Consider the following 18,851-nt stretch of genomic DNA (forward strand, 5'->3'; position numbering starts at 1 on the left):
TTGGTGACAGGCACCGCTCGTGGACACTGTCCACCTCAGGCGGACAGTGGGGTTTCGAACCTGTAACATTTGCTAATTTCTTCACATTCGGGTGCTCTTTTTTATTAATACCAATTTTATAATGGTGATAAGATATTAAAATTCGGAGGAGCACTCTATTTATGAATAAATTAGTAAAGGGCACGGTTTTGACTCTTTTACTGTGTATTGGTTTGTCGGCTTGTGGAGAGAAGGAGAAGGTGATGGCGCCAACGAATCTGTCAACTGAGCAGAGTGAAGCACGAGGGAATGAAATTGATCCTGAGGAGCTTCTAACGAGCCTTCGAAATCATACCAATCTTGTTCAAATCGGTGTTGTACCAATACCTGCGGATAATCCGATGAAGCCTGAAGTGCTTGAACTTGGGCAAATGTTGTTTTTTGACCCGCGTTTATCAGGGAATAATGAGGTAAGCTGCCAGACTTGCCATGATCCAAATATGGGTTATGGAGATAATCAGCCTACTTTTGATAAATATACTGGCGGCAATGGAGCTAGAAACAGCCCAACTGTGATTAATTCAGGTTATTACACATCTAATTTTTGGGATGGCCGAGCAGCGTCACTAGAGGAACAAGCTCTGGGACCGATTCAAAATCCCGATGAGATGAATCAGCCTCTTGACGAACTCATAAAAGAATTATCAGCCATTAAAGGATATCAGGAACGTTTTCAGGCTGCATTTCCTGATGGAATCACACAGCAAAATGTTGCTAAATCTCTAGCTGCTTTCCAACGGCAAATTGTTGTAAAGGATACTCCTTACGACAGGTTCCTTGAAGGGGACACAAAGGCATTAACAAAACAAGAACTCAGCGGGTTAAGATTATTCACAGGAAAAGCATTTTGCGTGACCTGCCACAATGGACCGAATCTCTCTGATAACAATTTCTACAATATAGGTCTTGATACAGAGGACAAGGGCCGCCAAGCAGTAACTGGGCAGGAAGGGGATTTAGGCAGAATTCGCACCCCTGGATTATATGGAATTACCGATACAGCACCATATATGCGGGATGGCAGTCTGGCAACGCTTGAGGAAGTAATCGACTACTATGACCGCGGCGGGGATAGCCATCCTAATAAGAGCTTTTTTATCCAAAAATTTATGAGTCCGATTGGTTTAATAGACCAGGAGAAGGAAGATTTACTAGCGTTTCTAAAAACCTTGGGTGGAAAGCCGCCGATTTTTATAAAACCAGAACTTCCATAATATAAATAAGTCCTGAGTTAAGTTGCCTTATAAGCGCAACCTAGACTCAGGACTTTATTATATCGAGGTTTCCAACTTTTTAACTACCTTTTTATAATGTTTAATAGAAGTAAGTTTGCCAGTATAGGAAGCATGCTTTTTATAATCTAAAGAAATAAACATGATTGTAAGCTTCGGGAAAAATTTCTTAGACCGGAACCGAAGGTCTTTCCAATAAATGAAATATCCGCTTTTTCTCTTTTGAACAAAAGGGTAGGCGAAGTGGGTACTTCTTAGAAAGCTTTCTACTTCAGGGTTCTGACTGCTATCGATTACTAACCCTGGGTATTCTACTTTTTTGGAAAAAGTATGTTCGATCCAAAACTCGCCCATTGAGTAAGAACCAAATAAAAAGTCCTGATTGGTTTCAATGAGAATATTCCAGTGGAATGGTGATATTTTAGGGATCATTTTTACCCGGAACGCATTTTGAAAGTGCTGTGAAAGCTTCCATTTCGTGTATTGTGTAAAAATGAGCCGAGCCAGCAGGTAAACAACCATTGCTAGATAAATGAAAGTAAAGACTCTCCCAGTTTCAAAAAAAGGAAGCAGGCTAAATCCAAGAATATGGAGCATGATGATATATGGGTCGATTAAGGGGAGGAAATCTAAAGACAGCCATTTTTCAGAAAATGGGCGCAGTGCTTGCGCCCCATTCACATTAAACAAATCTAAAAGAACGTGTAAGGTAACGGCAAGCAATATCCATAAAAACAAGTGGGACATAGAGCTGCCTGGGAAGAATGGCAAAATGGCAGCTGTAGTAAGTATGCTCCATAAAGGAATTGCCGGCAGGGAGTGCGACCACCCTCGGTGATTTCGGAAATAACTGCTTTTCCCCTTCAATCGATAGAAAAAATCAAAATCCGGTGCGTTGGAACCCACTACTGTTCCGACAAGGACAGCAGTCGATAAGGCGCTATTAGTTGAAATCACTGGATCCATTTGAGCAAGAGCACCTAAGCCGAAACCGATGATGATGTGAGAAACTGTATCCATCCATATTCCTCCTTACCGATAATACTTCATGCATAAATTTTCTTTGATGGTTCTTCGATAACGGCAGAATAATGGTTTAGCAGGTTATCAAATATCTGATCCCACCTTTGAGTAAGTGCATACTTCCTAGCATTTAACGACATTTGATTCCGGAAAGGGTCATTTCCTAACAACTGAACAATACGGGTAACAAAATCTTCTGCATTACCTGGCTCACACAATTGTCCATTAACCCCGTTTGCAATAATATGTTTCACTCCGCCAGCATTCGCCCCGATTACCGGTGTTCCACTTGCAAGAGCCTCTAACGCAACATTTCCAAACGTTTCAGTGGGAGAAGGAAAAATGAATAGGTCTGTAGCTGAATAGACCTCAGCTAATTCAGCACCTTTTAAATATCCAGTAAAAGTCATGTTTGGCAGTGCAACCTGTTGAAGTTCTTCTAGTAAGGGACCGTCTCCCGCAATTAACCAATGTACCTGTTTATTGATCTCAGGTGGCAAGGAGTTTACGACTTTCATAAGAGTTTTTAAATCTTTTTCAGGTGCCAGCCTGCCAACATAGGTGAGGAGAAATTTTTTAGAAATTCCGTAACGATTAAGAACAACCTCTTTTTGATAATTTGGATGATATAGCTGACAATCGACGCCCCTTGGAAAAATTTCCAAATTTCTAAACCCGCGGTTTTTCAGTTTTTCCAGTGTATCAATGGAAGGGACAAAGAGCTTTTTTAAAGGACTATGAAACCATTTCATGTATTTCCAAAGAGGGTTAGAAAGGAACTCAAGGTCATAAAAATGTAAATAGTCATTGAAATCGGTGTGATAGGAGCCGACAATTGGGATGTTATATTTTTTGGCAAAGTAAAGACCACAAAGGCCAACCGTAAACGGAGTTGCTACATGAATCAAATCAGGTGAGAACTGCTCGATTTCTGATTTAACCTGAGTAAAGTTTGGGAACGCTAATCGGCATTCAGGATAAAGGAAAAAGGATCGACTTTTTAACCGATGAATATGTTCGGAAACATATTCATTTGAAACGGGATTAGGTGCAAATACTTTATAGGAAATATGCTGCCCCTCAAGATAGTTTGTAAATTTTTTGAGGGTTTGGGCAACCCCGTTTATATCCGGATAAAAGGTGTCAGAGAAAATAGCAATTTTCATATAAACCCCTCCTTCGCAGTTTTCAAATCATTTTATGATAAAAAATAAAAGCAAAGGCTGCCGAAGAACGCCCCGAGAGTTCCTCCTGCAATGACGTCTGATGGATAATGCAGGCCAAGATAGATTCTTGATATCCCGACACATATTCCTAGAGGAATTAGAACTGCGGCTAGAACAGGGTTTAGAATAACAAATGGAACAATGACTGAGAATACGGCTGTTGTATGACCAGACGGGAAAGAATGATCCTTTAATGGGTTCGGTAAAATCTTTGTTGTTTCAAATAATAAATAGGGCCTTTTACGAGGGAAAAGCTTCTTTACCACTTGAACCGGTATATGACTTAGCGCTAGGGATGCCGCGCTAGATACCGCTGTAAGTCTGGTTGCACCCGATGTAAAAATGATGAGTAACAGGGTCGTTACACTTATAAACCATGCCCCTCCTATTCCGGTAATCGTACGAAAAAAGAGATTAATAATTTTTTTGTCAAAATGGCTATTGATCTCTTGAAAAACCCTGCATTCAAAATGATAAAAGGATTGGATTATTCTCATCATGATTGTGTCTCCCTTATGTTAAAGACGTTGGGCGGGCTTAGCATTTAATATAGTTGGTCTTCCAATGGATACGTAAGTAATCGGATATCGTTGAATGTCTTTTAGTGCGTAACAATTTCGTCCATCGAAAATAATCGGTTCCTTCATATAGGCGATGTAAGCATCCAATGGAAGGTGCTTTATTTGGTCCCACTCTGTTGCAATGACAGCAAAGTCAGCCTCTTTCAGCGCTTCATGAATATTGGTTGTATACTCAATTGAATTTCCAATTAGCTTATGGGCATTGGGAATCGCAATCGGGTCATAAGCAGTGACCATAGAACCTTCTTCAAGTAATTCTTTAATAATGGTTAAGGAAACCGCTTCTCGGACATCATCTGTTTCTGGTTTAAAAGCGAGCCCAAGTACTGCTGCTTTTTTCCCTTTTAATGATCCGAACATTTCTTTTGCCTTCCTCACTAGAAGAGAATGCTGATGCTGATTTACCTTAATGACCGATTCCAGTAATTCGAAGGGATGCTGGACATTACCTGCCAGTTGAACGAGAGCCTTTGTGTCCTTAGGAAAGCATGACCCTCCATAACCAACTCCAGGCTGAAGATAGTTAGCTCCAATTCGTTTATCCATTCCCATCCCATAACAGACTTCCTCAATATTTGCGCCAACCTTTTCGCAGAGATTGGCAATTTCATTGATAAAGCTTATCTTCGTGGCAAGAAAGGCATTGGAGGCATATTTAATCATCTCAGCACTTTTAATATCCGTCACAACTATCGGTATTTTTAATGGAAGATAGAGCTGCTCCATAATGGATGCTGCTTCCGGGTTATCTGCACCAATTACGATTCGATCTCCTAAATAGAAGTCCATTATTGCTGAACCCTCGCGAAGAAATTCAGGGTTTGATACAACATCCACTTTAAGGTGGCGGGGCTTGCGGTTCTGGAAAATTTGTTTGATAATTTCGTTTGTTCCAACTGGAACGGTACTTTTTGTACAGACAATGACATCATTCTCGATATTTTCAGCAATGTGGTAGGAAGCAATATAAATATAGGATAAGTCAACAGATCCATCCTTTTTTTCAGGAGTTCCAACCGCAATAAAAATGATTTCAGCGTCACGATAGGCTTGCCTTGGGTTCGTCGAAAACCGAAGTTTACCGCTAGCGAGGTTCTTTTCTAATAAAGGTTCCAGTCCAGGCTCAAAGAATGGCGATTGTCCTTTTTCGAGCATTTCTATTTTCTCTTTTTGAGTATCTAAACAGGTTACTTGGTGACCTGCTTCAGCGAAACATACTGCTGTAACTAGCCCAACATTTCCTGCTCCTGCAACTGTAATCCTCATTTTATCCCTCCAAATAATAGCGTTTGATTAATTTTATCTGAAAAGTTTGAAATTTTTCTTAACCTAGTGTTAAGAGAGTGTAAAGACTTTGTATAGTTGGAAGGGAACTAGCGTTTTACTGGCTAAAATAAAGTAAAGACCTGAGCCCTGGTGCGTTTTTAGTGAACGCAACATGGCTCAGGTCCCTATTTTGTGTATCGGTTGGCATAGCTTGAGGCAACAAAGGCATTTGGCTTTATCTTTGGTTCGACCCCCATGGATTCCATTCTGGCTACCATTTCTTTCACGAATTCTCTTGTTTTATTGCGTTTTCCTGCTCCGATATCAATATGACCTTCCATGGTGAAAGTTGCCCCTTGATAGACAAAGGGAAGGACGATATTGATTAGCCGTGTTTTTCTTTCCTCCGTAAATAAGGCCACTATGTCCTCTGTTAATGACAGCTCAAAGGAAATCCGCTCATGAAGATGTGTCATTTTTCTTGGAATCACGATCTTCCTAATGCAAGCCCATGCGCCTTTACCTTCATTTTGAATGACAATACCCGTAATAAAAATGGTATGACGTTTATGGACCTGTGAATCCGTTCCAACCATTAAGCGAAAATTCCCGCTGGGAGCTAAATTCATGAATTTTACAATATGTTCGAAAACCTGTTCAAACGACATACTTTTTTCACGGAGATTCTGAAACGAATAATCAAAAACCTGATAATTTTTCATTTAGAACACCACATCTTTCCTTTCGTTATTATAATAACTCTTACAATTCTTAATATTATTTTATGGAATAAAAATTATTCTTGTGCAGCAGTAATGGGACATAGCCAAACAAAGTTGTCTAATACCATTTATACCAAGTCCCAAAAAGGCTTTTGCCCCTTAAATAGAACGATGTTAATTTTTCGTAAATGAACCGCCAACTGTCCACCTGGGGTGGAAAGTGTCTTTCTGTGGTGCCTGTCACCTCTTAATGTCTCTTTTTAATGTCCCCCTTTTTAAAAAATATTGTAGGAACAAGTTCTTTTGTTGTACTATGACTTTATTAGTTTTTTATGGATTGGAGAGTGTGTAAAGTTGACGGAGAGTTTTGAGAGACAGATTTTGACTTGGTTTGAACATTTTCACGCTCACCCCGAGGTTAGCTGGAAAGAGGTTAAAACGACCCAAGCAATTGCGGATATTTTAGATAATTTGGATGTTACATACCGTCGATTTGATGATGTAACTGGACTTATAGCGGAAATCGGTGAGGGAGAAGAAGTGGTTGCTGTCCGAGCGGAAATAGATGCTTTATGGCAGGAGGTGGACGGAATTTGGCAGGGGAATCATTCCTGTGGTCACGACGCCATTATCTCTATGGTGCTAGGAGCACTACTTTATTTGAAGAATCAGCGTCTCACTAAGAAGCTGCGTTTTATTTTTCAGCCTGCTGAGGAAAAAGGGAACGGTTCGATTGCGATGATCGAGAGGGGAGCGATCGATAACGTTAGCCACTTATTCGGTATTCACCTTCGACCAATAGAAGAGCTGCCCATGGGACGAGTCTCAGCTTCTATTCATCACGGAGCAGCGATCTTTTTAGAAGGTAAAGTTCACGGTGAGGACGCGCACGGTGCCAGGCCGCACCAAGGCAAAAATGCTCTTGATGTGATTGTTGGACTGCACCAGTTCGTCAAGTCTATTTATCTTTCACCGTTTGAGGCCTATTCTGCAAAACTAACAAAAGTGATCGCCGGCGGAGAAAGCTTAAACATTATTCCGGGTTCAGCCGAATTTGCAATTGATGTCCGGGCACAAAAAAATGAAGTTCTAGGAAAACTTAAGGACCAAATCGATCACGGAATTAACAGCTTAAAGGACCTTTATGGGGTCGATATCGAATGGAAATGGAGCGATTTTACTCCTGGAGCAGAGGTTTCTGCTGGGGCGGAGGCGATTGCCGAAGAAGCGATTCTGAATGTTGCTGGTCGAGAGGCGCTTGCACCACCCGTTATCACATCTGGCAGTGATGATTTCCATTTTTATACCGTTAAGAATCCAAAGTTAAAAGCAGCCATGATTGGGGTGGGGGCGGACCTTCAACCAGGGTTACATCATCCTAAAATGACGTTTAATCAATCAACCCTAGATCTTGGAGCACGTATTCTAGCTGAAACGCTGCTGAGAGCCTAAAAAAGAATAAGATAAACTTCTCGGTGCCTGTTACCATCCATGTTGGTGACAGGCACCAATTTTTTATAACAAAGATTTAATTTCTCTGATTTGTTCGATATGCCGCTCTTCGTGAAGATAGATTAAGTCAACCCATTGGTCTAAAGGTGTGTAGCCAAATAGAGGGTGCTTGGTGGATTTTTCTTTTAGGATGGACTTATCTTCAAGCTGATTATAAAACTCAAAAAATAGGTTCCTTGATTGATTTAAAAGCTCTGTAATTTTCTCCAGATACAACGGCTCATCGCCAGGGACAACCATATCAGGTGCCTTTGCCTTCTGAGAGCGGTCAACTGCCAGCTGAATAGGCTTCGGCTCTGCCTTTTTTCCATTGCTTTTATTAAGACCGTAAATAATCGCTTGTGTAAAAATGCTTTCAGATAAGTACAAATGATGACACACCTGAGCAATACTCCAAGTTTCGGTGTCGGGCTTTTTATTCAGCATTTCATAGCTTAAACCGGAAATTTCATTTAACAGCCTATTCCTTGTTTCAGTTAGATTTTCCGTAACCAGTGTCTTAATATCAATCACGCTCCTCAAATAAACATTCAGTATTGTTTATATTCACCATAAGAGAAAAGTATTCCATGTAAAAGACACCATCCTAATGGATGATGACTTCTTTAGATCTCCTGTTTAGCCGTACGCATATCGTTGTTTTTAACGTAGAAAATGATAGTCGTAACGATGGCTAGTAACCCATAAAGGACACACATTAACTGCAAACCTATGAAATCTAGGAGGAATCCAGTCAATAGCAGGACCACTTGGAAGCCAATTCGATCGAGCATGTTGCGGAACGAGAAAAATCTTCCGTGAAAATCCTTTGGAACCTTTGTTTGGAAAATCGTTGATGCCGTTGGAAAAAAGCAGCCAACTGAAAAACCAAAAACGAGGAATGCTGCTATGGTTACGGTAAATACATCCGCAAAATAAAGCATAATCTGGGAAAAGCCAACCAGGAGAGAGCTGCCAAATAATATTTTGTAAGGCGAGAATTTTTCACTGATTTTTTTAATAAAAAGGGCTCCTATCATAAAGGAAATTCCTTCTGCTGCGTATATATAGCCTTTGATTGCTGAACTATCTTGCAGCTCACTAATATTGATGACTAGAAGGTTGAACCCCCCTAGAAACAATAGGGGAACAAGGGTCATTAATAGCGTCATAAAAACAATCGGCACACCTTTTATTACAGGCAATACATCTTTAAAACTAGTTTTTCCACTGGTATTTTTTCTTGTTGAGGGTGTATCATTATTTTCTTCGAAATTTAGGAAACAGGTTAGGATTAGTAATGCAAGGTATGCCACTAAAGAGCTAATATAGAGCATGGATAAGGGCAGTAGTACCAAGAGAATCCCTGCAACCGCTGTTCCAATAATCCGCGACAGAGTAGACACATTCATATGAACTCCATTGAGCTGGAGTAAATCCTTATCTTTTACAATAAGAGGAATCGCTGCTTGCAGTGCTGGAAAGTAGAAGGCAGCGGAGATCTGAATAGATACGAAAAAGACGAGCATCCACCAAACAGATCCTGTAGCTATCGCGATAAGCATGAAAACGACACTGATCGTACGCAATACCCCTGACCATAGCATGACGGTTTTTTTACTTTTTTGGTCGGTGATTTTGCCGGCATAGGGGCCGACGATAATACCTGCTACTAGCCCAGTAGCCATAAGAAGTGATTTTAGGAAATCAGAAGGTATCTTTTCCTGCATGAACTCTAAATTCCCAATAATCCCAAGCCATAAGCCAAGACCAGCAATAAATTCCCCTGTTAAAATAATCCAAACATTTCTGTTTTTCCACATAGGCACGAGCCTCTCAGTCTTTAAATATAATATTCATCCAATCACAATAATAATCTAATTGCTAATAGAATAGAATCATTACTTTTACTTAGTTGGGTTTTTGAAAAATTTTTTTTAACACTTGTCCTCTTTTTCACCAAGTTTTCACCATTGTCCTATAAACTTCAAACTATCAAGAACGAAAGGAGGAAAAATAGAGATGAATACGAGAGTTAAACTAGCCATTTTCTGGGGTGTGATCATTACTGCTGCACTGGTTGTAATTAATTTCTTCCTGCATTTATTAGGAGGACGTCAAACGAATGTGGTGTTCCAAAATGGATTTCGACCTGAAGGGCGGGGGCACCATGGAGGAAGGGGACCTCACCAGTTTATGAATGGTCCTCATCACGGAGGAGAATTTTCTTGGCTTGGACTTTTATTTTTTCTGATTATTGGACTAGCTGTTTTAGTTCTAATCGTGAAATGGGTTAGAAGGAAAGCAAAAAATTCTGCTATGCAGCAGTTCATTGATACACCTGTAGTAGGTTCACATATTCCAATCATCAATCAAAATGCGAGCATGCTAGACCAGTGGGAAAAAAATATAACTAAAAAAGGAGAATAGCGAAAATGGGTATTTTTAAAAGAGTAAAAACAATTACGAAGGCTGAAATTAATGGATTATTAGATGGGATGGAAGATCCAATTGCGATGTTGAATGAATATTCAAGAGAATTGGAGCAGGAAATTCTGAAAGGTCAAAAAGCATTATCACAGCAATATCTGGTTGAGAAGAAACAAGCAGCTTTACTGTTAGAAACAGAAGAATTGATTACAAAAAGAACTCGTCAGGTCAGACTTGCCATTGAACAAGAAGAGGATACAATCGCTAAATTAGCTGTTCAGGAAAAACTCCTTCATGAAAAACAAATTAACCTGTATCAGCAGCAATTTGAGGCTATTAAGGAACAAACTCAAATCTTAATAGAGAAATTGAATCAGTTGAAGGAAACCTATAATGAATTGCAGCATAAGAAAATTTTATTAGCTTCCCGTGCAAATGTGGCTCAGTCTATTAAACAGATTCAAAAAGCGACGGTTACCTTCCAAACAGATAACATTGCAAGAGGAGTTGCACGTGCGGAAGAGCGTATTATGTTGATGGAGGCTCAGGTCCAAGCTGGCAGTCAGTTCTCCAGCCCTTTAGCGCAGCATGATGCCGCATTTCAAAATTATATAAGAGAAGAAGAGCTCGAACAGGAACTTGAAAAACTAAAACGCGAAAAAGTGACATTGTAGGGATAACGAGAGAAAGGAGGCACTCTTTGAAGGATGGGTGCTTCTTTTTCTTTGGCTCTGTTAAAACTGCATGTTGATTTCACTGTGTTTGGAAAATAAGCGGAGAATTTCCGTTTAAATTGGGAAATACCAATATTTCCTTAAAAATAAGCGGAGTTTTTCCGCTTATTGTATCCAAATCCTTGGAATTTGTCTTATTTAAAGCAGTTAACCGGAATATCTCCGCTTATATCTGCTTCTTAAGCTTCCTCTATATACAATAGCTGGAAATTCTCCGCCTATGAATTCTTAACCCTACACGAAAATCAACAATGAATAATAACAGAGCCCTTTTCTTTATATAAATGGAAAGGAGAATTCAACGTGAGTACTACAAGCCTTATACTGCTATATTTGGCCGCGGCGCTGGCTATTAGCAGGCTTCCTATGTTTAGAGTTTATTTTTCCCTATGTAATACACTAATTGAGAAAATCATTCATGTTTTAGCCGTTGTGGTTACGAGAGAAGGAAAATCAAATAAAATTAAATTGTACAAAAACGGATCAGGCGAGACAACAAGCAATGTCAATTCGAAAATCAAAAAGGTAATGATTGTTTATATTGGATATACAGGTACTTTGATAATAGCATTGGGTTTATTTTATTTACTATCATCATATAAGTTTCTTTTCGTTATTTATTTCTTTATTGGTCTCCTGGTGATCTCTATTTTACTCTGGATTCGAAACTTTTTCGGGGTTATATGGGCGTTATCATTTGTCGTGCTATTAGCTGTACCACTGTATTGCAGAAATGAACTAGCGATTATGCATATTAGTATCTTTTTATCCTCACTTATTCTCATTCAAGCTATTATAAATGCCTTACAGGTAATAAGACAAAGTTTTAATACCGAAGGAAAACCGGGAGCTAAAACAAAAATAGCGAGGATACCAGCTATTATTTGTGGAGTCGCCCTGCTTGGCCAGTCGCTCTATGCAACTTATTTTATATTCAATCATGTTCTAAAATATAAGGTGGCTATGATAAGATTTGAGTTGTTAGAGATTTACCAGATAATGGAGAAGTTTATCACCTGATTAAGGAGTTACTGAAATCATGAAAATTTTATTAGCAGAAGACGATTCACAGCTTGGTGAACTAATTGTATATATGCTAACGAAAAGTGGATACAACGTAGAGTGGGTGATGGAAGGGGAAGATGCGTATTATTACGCTTCCAATGCACACTATGATGTCTTAATCCTGGATTGGATGATGCCAAACGGCGATGGAGTAGATGTCTGCCGCAGATTACGGAAACAAGGATACCCGGGAGCCATCCTGATGCTGACGGCTAAGGATACGGTAGAAGACCGAATTGAGGGTTTGGATTCTGGAGCGGATGATTACCTTGTTAAGCCTTTTGAAATAGGGGAATTGCAGGCACGATTGCGGGCACTTTCACGGCGTAATTATGCACCTCTTTTAGAAGAGGAAATTAAGTTACAGGATCTAGTGCTGAATCGAAACGGCCATTTCTTTCGATTTGGGAGCGAAGAAATCCAGTTAAGTCCCAGGGAGTATCAACTATTAGATTTATTGGTCCAAAATAAAGGACAAGTCATCCCGCGCGAGGTTATTCTTGAGCGAATTTGGGGGCTGGATTCTGATGTTGCGCCTAAGACGATTGATGCAACCGTTAAATTAATCCGGAAAAAGTTAGATAAGGCGGGGAAACAAGAGTTAATACAAAGTGTAAGAGGGGTAGGGTATAAGCTTGAAAATTAATCTTCTTTCATTCTTCCGGTTATTAACAAACTTTGGTGAGAGGGATGTTTTTAAAAGTACCCAAGGCTGGCTTACCCGCATTTATAGTGGATTGCTTATTATATTTCTCATCCTGTTTATTATGATTGTTTATTCAGTCCTTTATTTTAGTCTTCTTAGGAATCAGGAGACTGAACTTGAAACATTAGTGAAGCAGGAAGCAGGTTTCCTTGAGGATTATTTAACAACAAATGAAAAAAGTGATTTTCGCGGGATTCAAAATCAAGAAGTGGTATTTGCAGGGGTTAATCAATTATTTTATTATGTTGTGAATTCAAATGGAGAATTGATTATGGGAAACGAAGCAGATCAGCGCATAAGATCTGCTGTGTTAGAAATTTTGAATCGCAGTGGCCTCAATGATGGAGAGATTCTTAAGGAAACACTTCATCTAGAAAGAAACGAGAGAGGCAGAGGAAAACCGGGCGAATTTTTTCAGCGTGAGCCTGAGAGAGATATCACCCTAATCATTGCCAGCCAGTCGATATACGATAATGGCCGTTTTGTGGGTAAATTGTTTATTGGAAAGGATATTACCTTTGCCTATCAGCTTTTCCACTGGTTATTGATTATCCTTTTAATAATTGGATTTGTGTTTGTCGGTGTGGCCCTATTTATTAGTGCAGCGATGTCCAAAAAAGCTATGATACCGATTAGCAGAGCGTTTTCGAGACAGCGGGAGTTTGTTGCAGACGCATCGCACGAGCTCCGAACTCCATTAAGCGTGCTGTTATCGTCGCTCGACGCCATAGAAATGACGATAGATACCAAGAAAGAGGAATTTGCCGGTAAACTGCTTTCTAATATGAGGCAGGAAGTGAAACGGATGACAGGTTTGGTAAGTGACTTGTTAACACTGGCACGTTCAGATTCAAATATCATCGAGCGAAGATCAGAGACGTTTGACTTTCTTCCTCATGCCGAGAAAGCGATAGAATCTGTCCAGCCATTAGCTGACACAAAGCAGATTACCCTTCATTTAGAAGCTCCTGATAGCTTGATAACAAAGGGAGATCCGGAAAGATTATCTCAATTATTATATATCCTTTTAGACAATGCCATTAAATACACACCGAATCAAGGTAAAGTATCGCTCTTGCTTTCACGGGAAGGGCAGGAAATGTGTATCAGAGTTAAGGATACGGGAGTCGGAATTAAGAAAGAAGATTACCATCGCATTTTTGAACGTTTCTATCGAGCAGACAAATCCCGTTCACGGCAAATGGGAGGGCATGGATTAGGACTATCCATCGCCAAATGGATCGTCGAAACACACAACGGAACAATAAACATATCAAGTGAAATCGGAAAAGGAACACAGTTTACCATTCGTATTCCACTGAATTAGTAGGCTGTTTTTAAGGTGCCTGTCACCACTCGTGGACACTTTCCACCTGAGGCGGACAGTCTGAATGGAAAATGCCTGATCCTCTATAAAGGGTCAGGCATTTTTTTGTGGCCTCACTGATAGGTGTTTGCTACAACTGTACTCTTTAGGAGGAAATTATCGGAATCGTTAGAATTAAAAAACAAATTATTCCGACTTGACTGATAGGAATATATAGTCTAATATTCTCATAGACTAATTTACGCAACACGAAATATATTGAACATAAGGGGGGAACAAGATGAATGCATTTCTAATTATTGTGAATGTTGCAGTATTGCTTTTACTCATGGTCGGTTTACGCATGATGGCAAAGAAACATGTATCATTCTCAAAACGTGTATTCACTGGTTTAGGTTTAGGTCTTATTTTTGGTTTTATAATTCATTTAATTTATGGTACAGATTCCGAGGTTACAACGGAATCAATGGCATGGTTTAATATTGTAGGATCAGGTTACGTTAAGTTATTACAAATGGTGGTTATGCCGCTTGTATTCATTTCAATTGTAGGAGCTTTTACAAAATTAAAATTAACCAAGAATATCGGAAAAATCAGCATCCTTGTAATAGGGATTTTACTTGGAACCACCGCTATTTCTGCAGCAATTGGTATTGGTACCTCATTAGGCTTTGGTCTAGATGGTATCGAACTGACTGAAGGTGAAGAAGAAGCGGCACGAAATGCTGCCTTAGAGGAAAGAGTTGTTACGGTTGAAACTATGACCATTCCTCAACAAATTCTTGAGTTCTTCCCAGCTAATCCGTTTGCGGATTTAACAGGTGCTCGTGCAACTTCAACGATTGCGGTTGTTATCTTTGCGGCTTTTATCGGGGTGGCCTACCTTGGAGTAAAACGTAAAGAGCCAGAACATGCTGAACTTTTCGCAAAAATTATTGATACTCTGTACGTGGTTACTATGAGAATTGTTACGTTAATCCTTCGATTAACACCATATGGTATTTTAGCCATTATTACAAAGGTTGCAGCAACAAGTAACTATGACGCGATTGTAAAATTAGGAAAGTTTGTTATCGCTTCTTATGTAGCACTTATTCTTGTGTTTATTGTTCATTTACTGTTATTAGCAATCGCAAAAATTAACCCAGTTAATTTTGTGAAGAAGGCTTTACCAACTTTAACATTTGCCTTCACTTCTCGTTCAAGTGCAGGAACACTGCCTTTAACGATTAAAACGCAAACAAAAGACCTAGGTGTTTCTGAAGGGATTGCAAACTTTGCAGGTTCCTTTGGTCTAACAATCGGTCAAAATGGATGTGCAGGGGTTTATCCGGCAATGTTAGCTGTTATGGTTGCACCAGCAGCAGGAATTGACCCACTAAGCCCTGGATTCATTATTTCATTGATTCTTGTTGTGGCAATTAGTTCATTCGGTGTAGCAGGAGTGGGCGGCGGTGCAACATTCGCAGCGCTAATCGTTCTATCTGTTATGAACCTTCCAGTTGCTATCGTGGGTCTCCTAATCTCAGTTGAACCGTTAATCGACATGGGACGTACAGCCCTAAACGTAAGCGGATCAATCACATCCGGAGTCCTAACAAGCAAAGCAACAGGGGAATTCGATAAAGAAGTATATCAACAACCAAAAATTGTTGAAGCATAAAAATCAGTGACAATAAAAAGGTGACAGGCACCACTCGTGGACACAGTCCGTGTGGTATGGACACTTTGGGAATTACTGGATAGTCCTTGTGGCTATCCAGTTTTTTTAGGCTAAATAATTAATTAAACGTTTGATTAGATTGGAAGGTAAACTAATCAATCGATTGATTAAATGGTCTCGGACCCTTGGGAATAGTGTGTTTATTTAAAAATAGTAGTCTTCTATGAAAGCTAATTAAACGTTTGATTAAATCGGTTATTAAATTAATCAAACGATTGATTAATTAAACCACATGAAGAAACAATCCCTTCAATCTTACTATTGCCGAGACTGCCCTTGTACTCAATCTTTTTTCCCAATGCCATGCATGATAAATTGTATAGTCCGCTCAATTTCAAGCTCATCATCCCAATCCAACTGGGGGAATAGGAGATAACGGGAAAATAAGAAGCCAAGTATATTGGTAATGGTTAACCTAGCGATACTTTCTGGGGGCATTTCAATTAATAGTCCTTTTTCCTGATAGCCAATGATCACTTTTTCAACGGAGTTAAAGATATTTTTTACAACCAGTTCAAGAAATTGTTCACGCAATTCCGGCTGAAAAGGAATCTCTTGAAACATAATTTTCACCACAGGAAGCATTCGGATGAGAAGGTCTCTTCTGTTTTCTATCGTTGCCCGCAAGAATTCCTCTACTGTTTCAAATTCCCGATTGAGTACCTTATTAAAATCCTTTACCACTAATGGAGCAATGAACTTTGTCATTAACGGAGCAACAATCGAAACCAATAAGTCCTTCTTCGTTTTGTAATGCCGAAAAATCGTTCCTTCCGCTACTCCAGCCTTTTTGGCAATTTCACTTGTAGAAGAAGCGGCATAGCCTTTTTCAGAAAAGGTTTCAATAGCGGCTACAATGATTTTTTTTTGTTTATCTGTCAATTTATCTTCATCAAATAACTGCTGCAGCATTAATTCTTCTTCAGTCATTATTAACTCCTTTATTCATCAAAAATGAACCATATTAAATCTTTCGATATTTCTTCAATGCTACTACATTTAAAACAATGAAGACAAGGGCATAGCCTAACAAAGCTAAAAGCTCATTCGTGATTTCGCTTAATCCCGAACCTTTATACATAACCTCAACTAACGCGTTTCCGCCATAATACATCGGCATACATTTAGCAAGAATCTGCATCCACCCAGCCATAGACTCAAATGGAAAGATTCCAGCAAAAAAGACCTGAGGGATGATAGCTATCGGAATAAATTGCATCATTTGAAACTCGGAATTGGCGAAGGACGACAATAGAATGCCAAGTGATAACGCCACTAATGCAAGGGTTAAATTTATAATTACAACATTCCAGAATGAACCTACCAGCGTGATATCTAAAACTTTTACAGCATACGTTACGACAATGATGGTTTGAATCACTGCAAATAATCCATATCCCAGCAAATAACCAAAAACAATATCTCTTCTTTGGATAGGTGTAGCCAGTAATCGTTCAAGGGTACCAGTAGTACGTTCCGCAGCAAAGCAATCCCAGAAATTAAGAACACGAAGAAGAATACAAAGAATCCAACGAGTATCGGGCTTAACTGGTCAAAAAAGATGGTATCTTCATCTCCATAAATATAAGAGGTATTCAGTTCAGGTGTTTTTCCAATCTCCATTTTTAGTGGATCCACTGGCAGCATACTCTGGATATCTTTCATGAATGTGGAAAATTTCAACGTTTGTTCTTTTGCCTTCTCAGCCGCAATAGCTTGTAGGACTTTCGCTTGTAAACCCTTTGCTAATGTAGGCTGGTCGTTAGTAAGAGTCAAGGATATATCTTCACCATTAACTTGAAGAATACCATCTAGGTCTTTGTTAAGTAAAAGGTCTTTAGTATTCTCTTCAACCTGTATGATCCTAATGTCGCTATCTTTTAATCTTTCTACTAGTGCATTATCTGCATTAATTACACCAAGTCTTGGATCCACCGTATTTCCAGAAAGCAGATAATTCAGCAGCGTTAAAACGAGTAAGGGAGCAACCATCATCAATGCTAAAGCTCTTTTATCACGTACCATTTGATGAAATATCCGTTTTACCATGGCTGATATTCTCATAGCTGGTTACCCCCTGCTTTTAAAAATACATCTTCTAAACTGGTGATCCCATATTGATTCTTCAACTGCGAAGGTGAGCCGCTAGTGATAATTTCACCATCACGTACCATAGCGAGACAATCACACTTTTCTGCTTCATCCATAACATGAGTCGTTACTAATATCGTTTTCCCTTCATTTTTTAAACGATATAACTCAGCCCAAATGGACTGCCTGAGCTCGGGGTCAATTCCGACTGTAGGCTCATCTAAAATAAGGACTTCAGGATCCTGTATTACTGCAACCGCCAGTGATAACCGGCGCTTCATACCTCCAGAATAGTTTTGGACCTTCTTTTTTAAATCTGCCGTTAGATTTACTAATTTCGCTGCATAGGCAATCCGTTCTTTTTGGACGTCCTTTTTCAATTTAAAAAGGGAGGCAAAGAAAGCGAGATTTTCTTCTCCAGTTAAATCATTGTACAAGGCATCAGCTTGTGCCGTATAGCCGATTCTCTGCAACAGCGGCAAACTTGGAACAGGTGTATTCAGTACTTGAACGTCGCCTTGGCTGGGGGAATCCATGCCCACGATAATTTTTACCAAGGTTGTTTTGCCTGAACCGGAAGGACCAATAAGTCCAAATATTTGTCCGGATTCCACGGTCAAGCTAATTTCATTTAGAACTAACTTTTTTCCGAAACGTTTACTCACTTCATTTATGACTATAATTGATGACATCACTAATCAATCCTCTCTAAAAATGAGTGATTACTCACTCCGATTATAACAAATTCACACCTTAGGTCAATAGGAATGAAAGTGATTTTTTGTCAATTATTTTTTTGACCAAAGTTACAATAGTGTCACTTATACTCAAGTGAAGGAGAACGAAAGCATGAATTCATTCTTACAGGCGGTAACAGACCGGGTTACCTCAAAAAAGGGAATGTGGATTACACTTGGAATCTGGCTTTTAGTAACCATACTGCTGTCTGTCCTTTCCCCAAGTACTAAGGAATACGAGGTATCAAGCAAAAAGATAAACCAGAAGCAGCACAGGAAGTTCACTAAAAAGGCAGTACCAAAGAATCTTTATCTTTGGTGCTTTTTTTCTGGGTTTAAATTCCATTTAAAATAAAAAATTACATATAGTAATAGAGAAATTTCTAGTTTATGATAGAGTGAAAAGTATAATTTTTGGGGCGGGGGAGTTCATTGTTTTTAATAGATTATATAGTAAA

The 18,851-nt window shown here is 39.3% G+C and carries 18 protein-coding genes and 1 pseudogene; 9 read left to right on the forward strand and 10 right to left on the reverse strand.

All coding sequences use genetic code 11. The annotated features are described in order from the left end of the window. Positions 1 to 161 precede the first annotated feature (161 nt). Entirely contained in the window at positions 162 to 1,253 is a 1,092-nt protein-coding gene (locus QFZ28_RS24520; protein WP_307197255.1) for a cytochrome-c peroxidase, read from the forward strand. Positions 1,254 to 1,310: 57 nt separating this feature from the next. Here the strand turns inward: QFZ28_RS24520 and QFZ28_RS24525 are convergent, their stop codons facing one another. The 5 genes from QFZ28_RS24525 to QFZ28_RS24545 all read right to left on the reverse strand — a co-directional run bounded on the left by QFZ28_RS24525 (position 1,311) and on the right by QFZ28_RS24545 (position 6,089). Next, on the reverse strand, positions 1,311 to 2,291 hold the full coding sequence (locus QFZ28_RS24525) for a metal-dependent hydrolase (RefSeq protein ID WP_307197256.1): 981 nt from the start codon (positions 2,289 to 2,291) through the stop codon (positions 1,311 to 1,313). A gap of 26 nt (positions 2,292 to 2,317) precedes the next feature. Continuing rightward, positions 2,318 to 3,460, reverse strand: coding sequence for a glycosyltransferase family 4 protein (locus QFZ28_RS24530; RefSeq protein WP_307197257.1), 1,143 nt, complete (start codon positions 3,458 to 3,460; stop codon positions 2,318 to 2,320). A gap of 32 nt (positions 3,461 to 3,492) precedes the next feature. Continuing rightward, positions 3,493 to 4,020, reverse strand: a complete 528-nt coding sequence (locus QFZ28_RS24535; protein ID WP_307197258.1) for a phosphatase PAP2 family protein — start codon at positions 4,018 to 4,020, stop codon at positions 3,493 to 3,495. An 18-nt stretch (positions 4,021 to 4,038) separates the two neighbouring features. Continuing rightward, positions 4,039 to 5,367 carry a UDP-glucose dehydrogenase family protein gene (locus QFZ28_RS24540; protein WP_307197259.1) on the reverse strand — a complete coding sequence of 443 codons (1,329 nt, stop codon included), beginning with the start codon at positions 5,365 to 5,367 and terminating at the stop codon, positions 4,039 to 4,041. 185 nt (positions 5,368 to 5,552) lie between these two features. Further along, positions 5,553 to 6,089 (reverse strand): ribonuclease H-like YkuK family protein, encoded by a 537-nt coding sequence (locus QFZ28_RS24545; RefSeq protein WP_307197260.1) that lies wholly within the window; start codon positions 6,087 to 6,089, stop codon positions 5,553 to 5,555. Between the two features lie 354 nt (positions 6,090 to 6,443). Here QFZ28_RS24545 and QFZ28_RS24550 point away from each other — a divergent pair, with 354 nt between their 5' ends. Beyond that, on the forward strand, positions 6,444 to 7,541 hold the full coding sequence (locus QFZ28_RS24550; protein ID WP_307197261.1) for an amidohydrolase: 1,098 nt from the start codon (positions 6,444 to 6,446) through the stop codon (positions 7,539 to 7,541). A 63-nt stretch (positions 7,542 to 7,604) separates the two neighbouring features. Here the strand turns inward: QFZ28_RS24550 and QFZ28_RS24555 are convergent, their stop codons facing one another. Continuing rightward, positions 7,605 to 8,114: a DinB family protein gene (locus tag QFZ28_RS24555; protein WP_307197262.1), complete on the reverse strand. Its 510-nt coding sequence runs from the start codon at positions 8,112 to 8,114 to the stop codon at positions 7,605 to 7,607. 92 nt (positions 8,115 to 8,206) lie between these two features. Then, complete coding sequence (locus QFZ28_RS24560; protein WP_307197263.1) at positions 8,207 to 9,403, reverse strand: MFS transporter; 1,197 nt, start codon at positions 9,401 to 9,403, stop codon at positions 8,207 to 8,209. A 199-nt stretch (positions 9,404 to 9,602) separates the two neighbouring features. Between QFZ28_RS24560 and QFZ28_RS24565 the strand changes: the two genes are divergently transcribed. The 6 genes from QFZ28_RS24565 (at position 9,603) to QFZ28_RS24590 (ending at position 15,505) form a co-directional block, all read left to right on the forward strand. Beyond that, the gene (locus tag QFZ28_RS24565; protein ID WP_307197264.1) at positions 9,603 to 10,010 is read left to right on the forward strand and encodes a hypothetical protein; all 408 of its coding nucleotides are present in this window, start codon (positions 9,603 to 9,605) and stop codon (positions 10,008 to 10,010) included. Between the two features lie 5 nt (positions 10,011 to 10,015). Continuing rightward, positions 10,016 to 10,684: a PspA/IM30 family protein gene (locus tag QFZ28_RS24570; protein WP_307197265.1), complete on the forward strand. Its 669-nt coding sequence runs from the start codon at positions 10,016 to 10,018 to the stop codon at positions 10,682 to 10,684. A gap of 363 nt (positions 10,685 to 11,047) precedes the next feature. Continuing rightward, positions 11,048 to 11,764 (forward strand): M50 family metallopeptidase, encoded by a 717-nt coding sequence (locus QFZ28_RS24575; protein ID WP_307197266.1) that lies wholly within the window; start codon positions 11,048 to 11,050, stop codon positions 11,762 to 11,764. A 19-nt stretch (positions 11,765 to 11,783) separates the two neighbouring features. Beyond that, a complete protein-coding gene (locus QFZ28_RS24580) occupies positions 11,784 to 12,455 on the forward strand; it encodes a response regulator transcription factor (RefSeq protein WP_307197267.1) in 672 nt (223 codons plus the stop codon). Then, on the forward strand, positions 12,445 to 13,842 hold the full coding sequence (locus QFZ28_RS24585) for a sensor histidine kinase (protein ID WP_307197268.1): 1,398 nt from the start codon (positions 12,445 to 12,447) through the stop codon (positions 13,840 to 13,842). The genes QFZ28_RS24580 and QFZ28_RS24585 overlap by 11 nt, the downstream gene beginning before the upstream one ends. A 280-nt stretch (positions 13,843 to 14,122) precedes the next feature. Then, positions 14,123 to 15,505 carry an L-cystine transporter gene (locus QFZ28_RS24590; protein WP_307197269.1) on the forward strand — a complete coding sequence of 461 codons (1,383 nt, stop codon included), beginning with the start codon at positions 14,123 to 14,125 and terminating at the stop codon, positions 15,503 to 15,505. 342 nt (positions 15,506 to 15,847) lie between these two features. Here QFZ28_RS24590 and QFZ28_RS24595 read toward each other — a convergent pair whose 3' ends face one another. The 3 genes and pseudogenes from QFZ28_RS24595 to QFZ28_RS24605 form a co-directional block, all read right to left on the reverse strand. After that, complete coding sequence (locus QFZ28_RS24595; RefSeq protein WP_307197270.1) at positions 15,848 to 16,495, reverse strand: TetR/AcrR family transcriptional regulator; 648 nt, start codon at positions 16,493 to 16,495, stop codon at positions 15,848 to 15,850. A 34-nt stretch (positions 16,496 to 16,529) separates the two neighbouring features. Beyond that, positions 16,530 to 17,629: pseudogene (locus QFZ28_RS24600) on the reverse strand (ABC transporter permease). After that, positions 17,626 to 18,348: an ABC transporter ATP-binding protein gene (locus QFZ28_RS24605; RefSeq protein ID WP_307197271.1), complete on the reverse strand. Its 723-nt coding sequence runs from the start codon at positions 18,346 to 18,348 to the stop codon at positions 17,626 to 17,628. The pseudogene QFZ28_RS24600 and the gene QFZ28_RS24605 overlap by 4 nt, the downstream one beginning before the upstream one ends. Before the next feature lie 157 nt (positions 18,349 to 18,505). On the opposite strand from QFZ28_RS24605, the gene QFZ28_RS24610 reads away from it, so the two are divergent. Next, complete coding sequence (locus QFZ28_RS24610; protein ID WP_307197272.1) at positions 18,506 to 18,748, forward strand: hypothetical protein; 243 nt, start codon at positions 18,506 to 18,508, stop codon at positions 18,746 to 18,748. Positions 18,749 to 18,851: the final 103 nt, after the last annotated feature.

This window comes from Neobacillus niacini, assembly GCF_030817695.1.
GTDB lineage: Bacteria > Bacillota > Bacilli > Bacillales > Cytobacillaceae > Neobacillus > Neobacillus niacini_F.

Bases quoted from the DNA above. Each gene is read 5' to 3' on its own strand.
- QFZ28_RS24590 (WP_307197269.1), top strand. From the start codon at position 14,123: ATGAATGCATTTCTAATTATTGTGAATGTTGCAGTATTGCTTTTACTC.
- QFZ28_RS24560 (WP_307197263.1), bottom strand. From the start codon at position 9,403: ATGTGGAAAAACAGAAATGTTTGGATTATTTTAACAGGGGAATTTATT.
- QFZ28_RS24520 (WP_307197255.1), top strand. From the start codon at position 162: ATGAATAAATTAGTAAAGGGCACGGTTTTGACTCTTTTACTGTGTATT.
- QFZ28_RS24595 (WP_307197270.1), bottom strand. From the start codon at position 16,495: ATGACTGAAGAAGAATTAATGCTGCAGCAGTTATTTGATGAAGATAAA.
- QFZ28_RS24605 (WP_307197271.1), bottom strand. From the start codon at position 18,348: ATGTCATCAATTATAGTCATAAATGAAGTGAGTAAACGTTTCGGAAAA.
- QFZ28_RS24580 (WP_307197267.1), top strand. From the start codon at position 11,784: ATGAAAATTTTATTAGCAGAAGACGATTCACAGCTTGGTGAACTAATT.
- QFZ28_RS24540 (WP_307197259.1), bottom strand. From the start codon at position 5,367: ATGAGGATTACAGTTGCAGGAGCAGGAAATGTTGGGCTAGTTACAGCA.
- QFZ28_RS24525 (WP_307197256.1), bottom strand. From the start codon at position 2,291: ATGGATACAGTTTCTCACATCATCATCGGTTTCGGCTTAGGTGCTCTT.
- QFZ28_RS24610 (WP_307197272.1), top strand. From the start codon at position 18,506: ATGAATTCATTCTTACAGGCGGTAACAGACCGGGTTACCTCAAAAAAG.
- QFZ28_RS24565 (WP_307197264.1), top strand. From the start codon at position 9,603: ATGAATACGAGAGTTAAACTAGCCATTTTCTGGGGTGTGATCATTACT.
- QFZ28_RS24535 (WP_307197258.1), bottom strand. From the start codon at position 4,020: ATGATGAGAATAATCCAATCCTTTTATCATTTTGAATGCAGGGTTTTT.
- QFZ28_RS24570 (WP_307197265.1), top strand. From the start codon at position 10,016: ATGGGTATTTTTAAAAGAGTAAAAACAATTACGAAGGCTGAAATTAAT.
- QFZ28_RS24530 (WP_307197257.1), bottom strand. From the start codon at position 3,460: ATGAAAATTGCTATTTTCTCTGACACCTTTTATCCGGATATAAACGGG.
- QFZ28_RS24545 (WP_307197260.1), bottom strand. From the start codon at position 6,089: ATGAAAAATTATCAGGTTTTTGATTATTCGTTTCAGAATCTCCGTGAA.